The organism is Salinivibrio sp. AR647 (assembly GCF_001995415.1).
Classification (GTDB): domain Bacteria; phylum Pseudomonadota; class Gammaproteobacteria; order Enterobacterales; family Vibrionaceae; genus Salinivibrio; species Salinivibrio costicola.
The window spans coordinates 55,302-68,534 of record NZ_MUFE01000005.1; the positions used below are offsets into that span (position 1 = coordinate 55,302).

At 52.3% G+C, this 13,233-nt stretch carries 11 protein-coding genes; 7 read left to right on the forward strand and 4 right to left on the reverse strand.

Features of this window, described 5'->3' with window-relative positions:
* Window positions 1–33: 33 nt before the first annotated feature.
* Window positions 34–1,665, reverse strand: coding sequence for a glycoside hydrolase family 13 protein (locus BZG76_RS07070; RefSeq protein ID WP_077460710.1), 1,632 nt, complete (start codon window positions 1,663–1,665; stop codon window positions 34–36).
* Between the two features lie 218 nt (window positions 1,666–1,883).
* Here BZG76_RS07070 and BZG76_RS07075 point away from each other — a divergent pair, with 218 nt between their 5' ends.
* The 7 genes from BZG76_RS07075 to BZG76_RS07105 all read left to right on the forward strand — a co-directional run bounded on the left by BZG76_RS07075 (window position 1,884) and on the right by BZG76_RS07105 (window position 8,383).
* Entirely contained in the window at window positions 1,884–2,810 is a 927-nt protein-coding gene (locus tag BZG76_RS07075) for a LysR family transcriptional regulator (RefSeq protein WP_077460711.1), read from the forward strand.
* Between the two features lie 236 nt (window positions 2,811–3,046).
* Entirely contained in the window at window positions 3,047–4,549 is a 1,503-nt protein-coding gene (gene zwf, locus BZG76_RS07080; protein ID WP_077460712.1) for a glucose-6-phosphate dehydrogenase, read from the forward strand.
* Window positions 4,546–5,271, forward strand: coding sequence for a 6-phosphogluconolactonase (gene pgl / locus BZG76_RS07085; protein ID WP_077460713.1), 726 nt, complete (start codon window positions 4,546–4,548; stop codon window positions 5,269–5,271). The genes zwf and pgl overlap by 4 nt, the downstream gene beginning before the upstream one ends.
* Window positions 5,272–5,282: 11 nt before the next feature.
* Window positions 5,283–6,731 carry a decarboxylating NADP(+)-dependent phosphogluconate dehydrogenase gene (gnd, locus tag BZG76_RS07090; RefSeq protein WP_077460714.1) on the forward strand — a complete coding sequence of 483 codons (1,449 nt, stop codon included), beginning with the start codon at window positions 5,283–5,285 and terminating at the stop codon, window positions 6,729–6,731.
* A gap of 113 nt (window positions 6,732–6,844) precedes the next feature.
* Window positions 6,845–7,126: a DUF134 domain-containing protein gene (locus BZG76_RS07095; RefSeq protein ID WP_021023566.1), complete on the forward strand. Its 282-nt coding sequence runs from the start codon at window positions 6,845–6,847 to the stop codon at window positions 7,124–7,126.
* Between the two features lie 338 nt (window positions 7,127–7,464).
* Window positions 7,465–7,980 carry a NifB/NifX family molybdenum-iron cluster-binding protein gene (locus BZG76_RS07100; protein ID WP_077460715.1) on the forward strand — a complete coding sequence of 172 codons (516 nt, stop codon included), beginning with the start codon at window positions 7,465–7,467 and terminating at the stop codon, window positions 7,978–7,980.
* A complete protein-coding gene (locus BZG76_RS07105; protein ID WP_077460716.1) occupies window positions 7,925–8,383 on the forward strand; it encodes a PaaI family thioesterase in 459 nt (152 codons plus the stop codon). The genes BZG76_RS07100 and BZG76_RS07105 overlap by 56 nt, the downstream gene beginning before the upstream one ends.
* 10 nt (window positions 8,384–8,393) lie before the next feature.
* Here the strand turns inward: BZG76_RS07105 and BZG76_RS07110 are convergent, their stop codons facing one another.
* Genes BZG76_RS07110 through BZG76_RS07120 form a run of 3 tightly spaced genes read right to left on the reverse strand, consistent with a single transcriptional unit; the run spans window position 8,394 to window position 13,188 of the window.
* Window positions 8,394–9,365 carry an L-threonylcarbamoyladenylate synthase gene (locus BZG76_RS07110; protein ID WP_108743656.1) on the reverse strand — a complete coding sequence of 324 codons (972 nt, stop codon included), beginning with the start codon at window positions 9,363–9,365 and terminating at the stop codon, window positions 8,394–8,396.
* A gap of 8 nt (window positions 9,366–9,373) precedes the next feature.
* Window positions 9,374–11,821 carry a DUF2309 domain-containing protein gene (locus BZG76_RS07115; protein WP_077460717.1) on the reverse strand — a complete coding sequence of 816 codons (2,448 nt, stop codon included), beginning with the start codon at window positions 11,819–11,821 and terminating at the stop codon, window positions 9,374–9,376.
* Window positions 11,821–13,188, reverse strand: a complete 1,368-nt coding sequence (locus BZG76_RS07120) for an NADH-quinone oxidoreductase subunit L (RefSeq protein WP_077460718.1) — start codon at window positions 13,186–13,188, stop codon at window positions 11,821–11,823. Before BZG76_RS07120 ends, BZG76_RS07115 begins: the two co-directional genes overlap by 1 nt.
* Window positions 13,189–13,233: the final 45 nt, after the last annotated feature.

Genomic DNA, 13,233 nt, shown 5'->3' on the forward strand with positions numbered 1-13,233 from the left:
TTGTGGGTGTTACCCATGCAATACCGTGAAGGGTTAAATCATCACTGCAAACGACTCATAAGGGGCCAGTTTGTAGGTGGTGCTTAACTGTTTGACCGGATCCATGTTGTAGCTAAGGCAGGTTAAGGCCTTATAGCGCCAGTGTTCGGGGAGGGTGATGGTTTGTTTTTGCTCACTAAAGTTGCTGACCACGAGAATACGGTGGGTATCGTCGAAGCGCTCGTAGGCGATCACATCAGGGTGGGCTTCTTCCACAGGCGCAAACTGGCCATGTGCAATCACTGGGTATTGCTTGCGCAGCTTAATCAGCTCACGGTAGTGATAGAGCACCGAGCCGCTATTTTCAGTTGCCCGTGCCACATTGATGGTGGTGTAGTTAGGATTAACCGGTAACCATGGTGTTCCTTGGGTAAAGCCTGCTTGCGGTGCGTTCTCCCATTGCATTGGAGTACGGGCGTTATCGCGACTGTTTTGGTAGACCGCCTCCATCATGGTGTCTGGATCAACGCCTTCTGCAACACGCAAGTCGTAAAAATTGCGGGTTTCGATGTCTTGATAATCGTCGATAGACGGGAAGGCGACATTGGTCATCGCAATCTCTTCCCCTTGGTAGATATAGGGCGTGCCTTTCATTAAGTGCAAGGTTGTGGCGAGCATTTTTGCTGAGCGTGTCCGGTACTCTCCGTCGTGACCAAATTTAGATACGGCGCGGGGCAAGTCGTGGTTGTTCCAAAACAGTGAGTTCCAACCGCTATCGGCCAGCTCTTGTTGCCATTTGAACAGTACCTGTTTAAGGGCGGCGACATCCAGCGGCACGGGCTGCCATTTATCGCCGTCTTTCCAGGTCGCGGTAATGTGTTCAAATTGGAACACCATGGAGAGTTCATTGCGTTCCGGTGCGCTATAAAGTTTGGCGATCTCCGGCGTTGCGCCCCATGTTTCGCCGACGGTGAGCAAGCCTTTGCCGCCAAATGTTGCTTGGTTCATCGCCTGCAGCAGAGGGTGAAGGCGCGGGCCGTTGCCAGTGATGCCTTTGTCGATCTCTTTACCAATTAAATCTATTACGTCAAGGCGGAATCCCCCAATGCCTTTGTCAATCCACCAGTTCATCATCTTATACACGGCGTCATGGACGGCGGGGTTTTCCCAGTTCAGATCGGGCTGACGTTTGGAGAACAAGTGAAAGTAGTACTGCTCGGTGTTTGGCTCCCATTGCCATGCGCTACCACCAAAGATTGAGCCTTGATCATCCGGCGCACTGCCATCGGGTTTGGCATCACGCCAAATGTAAAAGTCGCGATAGGGACTGTTTTTGTCTTGAAGCGCAGCTTGGAACCAAGGGTGTTCGTCGGAGGTGTGATTGACTACCAAATCCATCACGATTTTGATGCCGAGCGAGCCGGCTTTATCAATCAAGCGCGTCATGTCTTCCATGGTGCCAAATTCAGGCGCGATCGCGCAGTAATCGGAAATGTCGTAGCCATTGTCATCCATCGGCGATTGGTACACCGGTGATAGCCATAACACATTGACGCCGAGCCAATGTAAGTAATCGAGTTTCTCGATAATTCCGTTCAGATCGCCAATGCCATCATCATTGGTGTCGTAAAAACTACGTGGGTAGATTTGATAAACAACGGCATCATGCCACCAAGCGTACTGCATACCCATTACCTCTTTGTTTTTTATCAGTTTGAACACGCGTTCGATAATGGATATGAATGTACCTGCCCAAGACGGGGATTAAAAATAGATAACTCTCTCTTTGTTATAGCTATATGGCTATACCAAAGAGTGAATATAAACCTATTTAACGGCTATGATTGATGCGAGTAAGTGTTTTAAACTATAACGGTTAAAGCAAAAATGTGAACGGTGATGCAATGGACGTAGAAAAAGCGGCAAGTTATTTTTTGGCTGTGGCTGAGAGTGGCAGCATTAAAGCCGCAGCGTTAAAGCTAGGGATCAGTCAGCCTACATTGACCGCGCAAATCCAAAAGTTAGAACAGCGTCTATTAAGCCAATTATTAATAAGGCATCCGCGTGGCGTCAGTATGACGGCTGCTGGCGAGCTTTATTATCAGCACGCAACGGCCCAACACGCTGCGCGCCAACGATTACAAGCACAGTTGCATGTGCTACAAGCCAGAGAAGCCGGACAGGTTAAGCTAGGGACGGGAGAAGCCTGGTGGCCTTTGTTTGTCGAATCGGCGGTGGTGGCGTATCAAGCCGAGCACCAGTGTTCGGTGCATATTGAGTTTGGTAATCGGTTGGCATTAATGTCATCGCTTTTAAATGGCGATATTGATGTTTTTATTGGCCATGAAATCAGTGAACTAATTGCCACCAGTCAGGTGCGTTTTACCCCTTTGTTCCAAGATACAGAAGCTTGGTTTGCACATCAGGATCATCCCTTGTTTGACCAATTGAAGCGCCACCATCAGCCGGTGTTGTCAGCGCATCTTTTTGACTGGCCATTATTGCGAGTGACACCCGATCATCCTCGCCATGCCCATTTACTTTCTCGTCCTTTACCACCGTTGCTAAACCTTCACCCGCATGCCTTTGATCTCGACTCACTCTCAGCCAGCATCTCGTTGTTGCAACGTACGCATGCTCTCATGCCTTACACCGATAAAGCCGCGTCATTTCTCGGCGCTAAGGGAATTAACATGCTTTGGGTTAATGCAGAAAAACGGGGCAACGTGGGTGTTTATACCGCGTACGGGGCGACAAGCGATAAAGTCTCGCAGTTCGTTACGTGTCTGCTGGAAAGCGGGACTGACTGGATGGCGAGCGATGTCGATTGAGCACCTCTTACCAGTGTGGGGCAGCTTATTGACGAATAAAGTGCTAGACTAGAGTGCTTTTGTCGCACATTGAATTGGTCGTGCTGGCTGCAAATGTAGGGATGAGTTAGCCGGCTCCATATTTCAGTGGCGACATCAATGGCATCAATAGGTAGGGCCAATTACCAATTTGGCCACTGCGCTGCTAATTTGTGGCGCAAATCACATGCAGTACCTTTATTATCAAAGGAAAGATGATGGTAATTCCAGAAAACAGCAGTATTGTTATTTTTGGTGCATCTGGCGATCTCACCTTCCGCAAGCTGATCCCAGCCCTGTATCATTTGTATGCGAACAAACAGCTGCCTGCGTCTTTCGCAATTCTTGGCGCAAGCCGCACCTTCTATAGTGACGAGTCGTTCCGTGACAAGCTCCGTCGCTCGATGCAAGAGCTTGAAGAAACCGATCCTGCCACGCTCGACGCCTTTATGGCGCACGTGCATTATCAATCGTTCAATATCTCTGACACCCACGAATATGGCGCGCTAACAGGGCGTTTAGACGAATTGTCCGAACAATATGGTTTCACCCAGCGTAATACGCTGTTTTATCTTGCTACGCCGCCGAAGCTGTACAACTTTATTCCTGCCTGTCTAGCCGCACATGGCCTGAATGATGAAAGTAACGGTTGGAAACGCTTGGTGGTCGAAAAGCCGTTTGGTTACGACTTAGCCTCCGCTCGTCAGTTAGACAAAGACATTCACGCCTACTTTGCAGAGCATCAGATTTACCGTATTGACCATTACTTAGGCAAAGAAACGGTACAGAATCTGTTGGTTTTCCGTTTCTCCAATGCGATGTTCGAGCCGCTTTGGAATCGCAACTTCATTGACTATGTTGAAATTACCGGTGCGGAGCATCTTGGCGTAGAAGGTCGCGGTGGTTATTACGACCAGTCGGGCGCGGTTCGGGATATGTTCCAAAACCACCTATTGCAAGTGTTGTCGCTCGTGGCGATGGAGCCGCCTGCACAGATCAATGCTGATGCAATGCGTGATGAGGTGTTTAAAGCGCTGCAATCGCTTGAGCCGCTCTCTGAAGACGACTTGCACAATAACTTGGTGCTGGGCCAGTACACTGAATCGCAAGTTGGCGGCAAAGCATTACCCAGCTATCGTGATGAGCCAGGTGTGGCGGAAGACTCGCGCACAGAAACCTACGTTGGTCTTAAGATGTTTATCAACAACTGGCGTTGGAATGGGGTGCCATTTTACGTGCGCACCGGTAAACGCTTACCGACGCGCGTGACCGAAGTGGTGATCCACTTTAAACAGACCCCGCATCCCGTATTCGGCAAAAATGCGCCCGAAAACCGCTTGGTGATCCGTATTCAGCCCGACGAAGGCATTCAAATGAGTTTCGGCCTGAAAGAGCCGGGTGCTGGCTTTAACGCCAAAGCGGTAAACATGGATTTTCATTATACGTCGCTGGAAGAAACCCAGATGCTGACGGCTTACGAGCGTTTATTGCTTGATGCCTTAAAAGGCGATGCGACCTTGTTTGCCCGCAGTGACGCGGTGGAAGCCTGCTGGCAGTTTGTTGAGCCAATTCTCCAATACAAGGATAATGGCAAAGCGCTATATGGTTATGCCTGTGGCACTTGGGGGCCGAAAGAAGCCGACCACTTGCTGGCGCGAGACGACCATGCGTGGCGTTTCCCCTGCAAAAACCTCACAGACACGGAATACTGCGAACTATGATCAATGCCCGTATTTTTGATGACGCCGACGCGGTGGTCAATCACTTAGCTGACGCGATGCAAGCGTTCAGCGAGCAAGATCGTGCCGTACACATCTCGCTATCGGGTGGCAGCACGCCCAAAATGCTGTTTAAGCGTTTAGCCAGTGATGACTACGCCACGGCGATTCAGTGGCAAAACTTGCATTTTTGGTGGGGCGATGAGCGCTGTGTGGCACCGGATGATGCCGAGAGCAACTTTGGCGAAGCCGACAAACTACTGTTTAGCCAGATTCGCATTCCAGAAGAGAACATTCATCGCATTCGTGGTGAAGACGATCCGGACGTGGAAGCCGCGCGCTTTAGTGCGGAAATGCAAGCGCTGATCCCAAGCGAAAACGGCACGCCTGTGTTTGATTGGGTCTTGCTGGGTGTCGGTGGCGATGGCCATACCGCCTCGCTATTCCCGCACGATCCTCAGTATGACAATACCGCACTGGCGCTGGTGGCCTCGCATCCTGAATCGGGTCAAAAGCGTGTATCAAAAACCGCCCGTGTGCTGCGCGCGGCGAAGAAAATCAGTTATCTGGTGTTGGGTGAGGGCAAGCAAGCGATCGTGAATGAGATCGCCACGCACGAGCCCACTCAACTGCCATATCCTGCCGCCAATATCCGCAGTGCCAAAGGCACGACGGAATGGGTACTCGATGCCGCGGCAGCAAAAAAATTACCAGGACAGAATTAATGGAGAGCACGATGAAAGGTGATATTGGCGTAATTGGTTTGGCAGTCATGGGCCAAAACCTTATCCTCAACATGAACGACAACGGCTTTAAAGTCGTGGCACATAACCGTACCGCGGCCAAAGTCGATGAGTTTCTTGAAGGCCCAGCCAAGGGCACTAACATCGTTGGCGCTTATTCGCTGGAAGAACTGGTTGAGAAGCTAGAAACGCCACGTAAAGTGATGCTGATGGTTCGTGCCGGTGATGTGGTCGATACCTTTATCGACAAACTGACGCCACTGCTTGAGAAAGGCGACATCATTATTGATGGCGGTAACACCAACTATCCAGATACCAACCGTCGTGTGGCAGCGCTGCGTGAAAAAGGTATTCACTTCATTGGTGCCGGTGTGTCTGGCGGTGAAGAGGGCGCACGTTTCGGGCCGTCTATTATGCCAGGCGGCTCAGAAGAGGCGTGGCCAGCGGTGAAGCCTATTTTCCAAGGTATTGCAGCGAAAACCGATACCGGCGAGCCATGTTGTGACTGGGTCGGCCGTGATGGCGCCGGCCACTTTGTGAAAATGGTGCACAACGGTATCGAGTATGGCGATATGCAGCTGATCACCGAGGCGTATCAGTTCATGAAAGACGGCCTTGGCATGAGCCATGATGAGATGCAGCAAGTCTTTACCGACTGGAACAAAACCGAGTTGGATAGCTATCTGGTCGAGATCACCTCGGACATCTTGGGTTATAAAGACGAAGACGGTGAGCCTTTGGTTGAGAAAATCCTCGACACCGCGGGTCAAAAAGGCACCGGTAAATGGACTGGGATTAACGCGCTGGATCTTGGCATTCCGCTGACCCTGATCTCTGAATCGGTATTTTCGCGTTGCTTGTCAGCATTGAAAGATCAGCGTGTCGCGGCAGAGAAGCTATTTGAAAAACATATCCAGCCGGTTGATGGTGACAAAGCCGAGTGGGTTGATGCGCTGCGTCAAGCGCTGCTGGCGTCAAAAATTATCTCTTACGCGCAAGGCTTTATGCTGATGCGTGAAGCGTCAAACGAGAACGGCTGGGATCTCAACTACGGCAACGTCGCGCTGATGTGGCGTGGCGGCTGTATTATCCGTTCGGCCTTCTTGGGTAACATCCGTGATGCCTTTGCTAAGGATCCTGACTTGGCCTTCTTGGGCTCAGATGCGTACTTTAAAGGGATCTTGGATAACTGTTTAGCGGCATGGCGTAAAGTGGCGGCGAAATCGATGGAAACCGGTATCCCAATGCCATGTACCACATCGGCGCTGACCTTCTTGGATGGCTACACCACAGCACGTTTGCCAGCCAACCTGCTGCAAGCGCAGCGTGACTACTTCGGTGCGCATACCTATGAGCGTCTTGATCAGCCACGTGGTGAGTTCTTCCACACCAACTGGACAGGCACTGGCGGTAACACCGCCTCGACGACGTACGACGTGTAACGTGACAGACTAAGTCACTGCTCGTAGCAATAAATAGAAAAGGGATGCATTGGCATCCCTTTTTGTTGGCATAAGCAAAAAACTCACTTAGCATAGGCGAAAAAGGAGACCCTATGCCGCGCCCTAAAATGCCCCGCCGTATCTGCGGAAAACCGCATACCAATTGTTTTAAACCCAACGCCATTCCACTCAGTGAGCTAGAGACGGTGACCATAGGTTTGGATGAGTTCGAAGCCATGCGCCTTGTTGACCATCAAGGGATGCAGCAACTGCAAGCCGCGGAAGTCATGGGCGTATCTCGTCAAACGTTAGCCAACCTGGTTAAACGCGCCCGCGCCAAAACCACCGCCTGCCTCGTAGAAGGCAAAGCACTGGTGTTTGAGTCAGAAGAGTAGTGTTGGGTTAATCATTTACAAAAAAAGGTCTGTGCTGTATGTGACTAACCAAAGTGCTTTTATGGTTTACTAAACTGTATTTTCACGTCAATGATTGCCGTGAAAATAGGTATTTTTAAACTAATGCTTCCATTTAGTTATTGTCATTCATCATGCGACTTAGCAAGGATGAGCGCGTGTTCGAAAAAGTATTTTGTCGCACGACGTTGCAGCTTGATTCGAACACTCTCCACGTCTTGACGTGACTTTCTTCATTTTTCTCTCACAGAATAGTTTGCATATGCCATAAATCAGGCGTATTTTTAGCATATGCCATTTATATAAAGAGAGAACGGAAGATGACAATTGCTATTGCGATGAACCAAGACCGTCCTGCGGGACATTTTATGAAGGCCGAGCACTTTGCGCTGTTTGACGACGATGGCCAAGCACTCGCTCAGTTCGCCAACCCACGTGTAACAGAAGGTTGCGGTGCCAAAAACGCCTTGATAGCGATGCTGAAAGCTAACCAAGTAACACGTGTGGTGACCCGTCATATTGGCGAGCATGCGTTAGCAGGATTACTTGATGCTGGCTTACATGTTTATCAGTTAACCAATGGTCGCCTAAATCCTACCCAGTGGTTGTCGCCTGCGTACTGGCAACCGCTTACGGATGCGAGTCAAGGGCGGCCGGCGTTGCAGCGAATGAAGCAACAGCAACAACCACAACAACGGAAAGCAGCGTGTCATTCAGGACGTGGGCGAGGGTGTGGCGCGCAAGATAGTGGTATAGGTGGTCAACATCGGGGGTGTGGACATGGACAAGGTCAACGAGGTCGAAACAGTGGCCACGGTTGCGGTTGCCATGAATAAGCAACCTGTTATCCCGCCGGATTCCCATCATCAGTGTGTGGCTTGCAGTGACAACGGGCTGTTTAATCTTAAATTTTATCAAGACGATAACAACGCCGTGACCGCAAGCGTATGGTTAGAAAGCACTTGGCAGGGGTATCAAGATCAGCTGCACGGTGGGATCATTGCCACGCTTTTGGATGCGGGGTTGACCCATTGTACTTTCTTGTTTGCCCCGCAAAGTGTGACAGCGTCACTTAATATTCGCTATCACCATCCGGTGCCTATCGCTGTTTATGGTGAGGTACGTGCTTGGTGTGTGAAAGCGAAACACGGAATGAGTCAGTTGGAGGCAACACTTACCGTTGCAGACACTGTGTGTGCCACTGCAACGGCAAGCTTTATGCAAACACGCGCGTTGTGAGCGTCAAAAACTAGCTGACCGCGCGGCGCAGGCGATCATGGACCGCAAGCCACGCTTCGCCATGAGGGGGCTGGGCGAGCCAGATTTCATCGACGCCCAGTTGGTCGGCTTGGGCGAGTTGGTGATATAACGCTTGCCCGTAGCGCGCGGCGTCATCCGGCATGGCAATGCAGACCAGATCATCCCGTGTCGGGGCGTCGCCAAAGTGAAGCAAGGCCGCGCGTTTTTCCGGATGGGGCGCAGGGAGATCAGACAAGTCCGCAGCCACCATCTGCAACCGGGTGTTGGGTTGGTAATGGCTACCGACATTGCCGGGTACTACGCTATCGTGCTGCTCGGGGGCGTCGACTGTTTCACCCAGCACGGCGCTCAACTCGCTGGCGGTGATGGGACCGGCGCGAAGTACACGGAATGGACGCTTGGTAAGATCGACAATGGTCGATTCCAGCCCATGCTGGCAAGGGCCGCCATCAATCACCGCGGCGATTTTTCCGCCTAAACCATGCATCACTTGCTCTGCCGTGGTGGGGCTGAGCTTTTTATACGGGTTCGCTGACGGGGCGGCAACGGCAAGTTGATGGGTGGCGAGCAGGTCCAATAACACAGGTTGCGCGGGCACGCGAAGCCCAATGGTATCCAATCCACCCGTGACTACCGGTGAAACATGCTCGGCTCGTGGCAGCAGCAGCGTCATCGGCCCTGGCCAGAAGGCATTCGCCAGCTTATATGCTTCATCAGGGATCTGCGTTGCCCACTCGGTGATCGACGTGACGTCACCTAGATGAACAATCAAAGGATGATTGGCGGGTCGCCCTTTGGCGGTAAAAATGCCCGCGACGGCGTCTGGATTGCTGGCATCCGCTGCCAGACCGTACACGGTTTCTGTGGGCACCGCGACTTGTTCGCCGGCTTTCAGCAGCTCGGCGGCTTGTGTTAGGTCCGTTGAACACTGCGCTGAGAGAAGTTGCGTTTTCAACGACATGCTCCGTTTTATGTTGCTACGTTCAGGTGATACCACTGACCCGAGCGATCGCGTTGCCATACTGCACCTTGCGCATCAATTTGCATCAAGTACAGCCAGCCGTGATTCGCCAGCGCGGCTATATCGTTATGGCGTGCAAGTATACTATCAATTGCCTCCCGAGGGGCAGCGATAAATACGCTTAATCGCACTGGCTGGTGGCGATATCGACGGCCATCGTGCACAGATTGATGCGATAAGCCAATTCGCAAGTCACCACCATTCCCTTCAAACACCCCAATGTGGCCACCCACGATGTTGTGCAGCAATTTGTTTCCGCTGCCGAATTTTTCCGGTGCGGTAACAGAAGCAAAGTACTGCAAGTTGATCCAATTGGTCACCACCATGGGCGCGGTGAGGATTGCCGTAAGCTGGCTAAAGTCACTGTCTCTATGCCAGTCGTAGTCGTGTAAAAAGCTGCGACCTTGCAAATTAATCTGTCGAGACAGGGTGCGCGGGCCCACGATTAACGCGGCGTTGTCACACAGTCCCCATTCAGGGCGCATTTGTGCCCAATCTTTGCCACGTGCTCCAAAGAAATGTTTAAGCTTCAAAGGCTGAGTAGGTGCCTGATCAAACTGACTGGCGCGGGTTGCACGTGCTTGCTCGCTCGCAGCGGCAAGCCACGTTTGCCACTGGGCATGCTCGGGGGCGTGAAAGACATCCAGCGCGTCGGTCGTGGTGTTGTGCATGGCGGCATAAAAACGGGTGCTGGCGGGAATCGTCACGCCTTGCTGTACCATGGCATCACGCACGTCGGCATCGTTAAGAAGCTGTGCGAGTACACGGACATTCACCTCACCGGTTTGTCCACCGCAAGCACCACAGTCAAGCCCTGCTGCATGAGGGTTGTTACAGGTTTCACTGCCATGACCCACCAACAAGACGGCATCGGCTAAATGGTCAGCAATGCCCATGGCGCGCAAGATACCAGCGCCTAGCTCTGCCTTTTCTGCTGCGCTTAACGGCATGTTGTCAAGGGTGAGCGCCCAATCACTGTCAGTATGACTGAGTCGATTCAGCGGGTTTTCGGTGCCAGAAATGCGCAATGCGCGCTTTAACAAACTCACCAGTTTCAGCATGCCACCGGCTTCGACCATGCCTAAATTGGCGGCGGGCGCATCAAGGCTACGTTGCCAGCCGAGCTTGGTCATCCGCAACCAGCGTTCGGGGGTGGCATGAGTTTGTGAGGCGGTGATCGCCGGTGCCAATAAGCCGGGCAGTTGCGGGCGTTGAATCTGGCTATCAGTGGGTTGATAGGCGATCGGCAAGCCAAAAAAGCCAGCAAAGCCAAGGGTTTGAATCCGATCAGATTGTGCTTCTAACGCGCGACGCATCGGTTCAGAGCGCACATCGATACAAAACACAGCTTGCAGCGTAGGCGAGGTGGCGAGAGTGTCGACACTGGCCTGCGCGGACAGGGCGTGTGCCCAAGGGCGCTGCTGACTGATTTCTAGCGCTTGCTGCCAAATCCACAGTGGCGCGAGCTGTTGTTGTGCTTGGTGATACCAATGGCGCACATTCACCGCTTGGTGGTGCATGGATTGACGAATGCTTGCCCACGCTGCTTCACGGTGTTTGGCAAGCCAACGTGCCAGCACTGTATCCCACGCGAGTAAAATCGCGAATAGGCCCATACCATGATCTTGCTGTTCACTGTCACCGAGCTGTTGCTGCCAATCTAACCAGGCTTGCCAGCTTGCCCAACCCGATAAACCATGCATCAGCGCGTGGCAATAGGCCAAGTTACCGTCTTGGTCGTGAAGGATCGGTTGCCAAAAGGCGGCCGCTTCCGCGATCAGGGCATCCATTTGAGTGGGCAGTGCGGCGAAATCGGCGAGCAAATCCACGCCAGTGAGGGTTTTAATGCCTTTATCTTGGCTCACCACACTCAACCAGCATTGATAAAGGTGTTCACCGCCTTGGCCTTGGGCATCAAAGCGCTGTGGGTATTGGTGATAAAGCGCGAGAAACTGGCTCACTTGCTGCTGGATTTCTTGCTGCCACGATAAGCCTTCTTGTGTTTCCCGAGTGCGGTCACACAACTCAGCCAATGGCTTCCAACGCGGGAGGTTACTGCTATGAATGCGCAGTGCACGCAGACAATCACTCACTGTTAATGCGCTGCCAGAGGTTGAAATGGCCTCGGCAAGGTGTGCCTCACTAATGGGCGATTGCCAATGCGACAGATAGTACGCCGACGGCATTAGCGGACAGTGGCCACTTAACACCGCTTGCTCAGCAAAGACTTGCTCAATGGGGGTAAAGCGTTGCGGCCACCATGGGTTCACCGCAATCATTTGATCCAACGGCCAGCTTGGCGCAATCGCTACGACCGCTTGCTGGGTGGCATCGCGAAAATCGCTCACATCGAGGGACTCGGGGTGTGCAGATACGTTGGGCGTTTTCGCAATCATTAACGCGTCTCCTTATGCGGTTGCCATTGGGTCGTTTGTAGTTGGATTAAAGAAGCACTCGGCCACCATTTGAGTGTTAGGCGCGTCGCCCACTCATCAAGGTAAGCCCCGGCGTTCAGCCAAATAAACAGGCGGTTGACCCACGCTTTGTGAGGCCAGTACTGGACCGCCAGTGATAGAGCAAACAGCGTGATAAACAGCACCAGCGCAAAGGCATCGGCAAATAAATAGGTGGCATTTCCACCCGCGACAAACACAATCAAGCTATGTTTAATGGCGGCGTAGAGCCCGAGCAGGCCAAGCGCAAACACGCTACTGAGCAGCACGCGTGTCGGGCGAGCAGCGCCTGGGCGGGTAAAGGCCGGTAATAGCAGCATGGTCATCGCCATCCACAGCAACCAACCGGCTGCCAAACTATTTAAAATACCAACACTCAGGTGCACGGCGACAATCAAACCGGCGGCGGTGGCCATCGCGGCAAGCCAATGGCAGCGACGCGGAACTGAGGCGTCAGCCAGTTGGGTGGCGAGCCAATGATTCACGCCATTGCCGCTGTTGAGGAAAGAAAACGCCTTGTAGAAAGAGTGCGCCAGCAAGTGAAGCAATGCCAACTCGTAAAGACCTAGGGCGATTTCGACTAACATCAGACCCATTTGTGCGACGGTCGACCACGCCAGTTTTACCTTAATGCTCACGCGTGTCAGGCTCACCAGTCCCGCCACCAGCGTACTGATGCCTGCGATAACCAGCAGGGCAAGGCTGGCACTGGGGCTTGCCGCGAGCACTGGCGCGAATAGCATCAATAAGATCCCGCCAAGATTCACAATGCCTGCATGCAATAAGGCAGAGACAGGCGTTGGTGCTTCCACCACTTGAATGAGCCAACCGTGCAAGGGCAGTTGAGCGCACTTGATAATCGCCACGCCCACCAACATAAAGGCGGCGATGCTTACAGACAGCGTGTGAGGCTGCTGGCTGACTTGAAACATCAATTGGTCAATCTGTGCGGTTTGGTAGTGGAAAAACAACAGTAAAAATGCGCTACCGAGTAGCAATTCGCTCAAGCGGGCGAGCAGCATTTTTTTGTGTGCCGCGAGTTGGGCGCGAGGCCGATGCGGATAGAAAAGAATTAAGCGACCCAATGAGAGGCTAACTGCCACCCAAGCGAGCCAAAACAGCAACAGGTGATTACTGACTAAAACCAACAAGACTGCTGACAAGGTGAGCAGTAAGGATGAAAGAAAACGGTGTTTGTCGGCTTCGCCCGCAAACGCAGTGGCACTGTATCGCCATATAACACCGCCAAGAAGAGCAACCAGTGCGAGCAGCACCAGTTTGAGCGGCGTGACGAGAAATAGGGATAACATGACTTACCTCACAGCAATAGTTATGCGAACCATTGTGAAAACTTA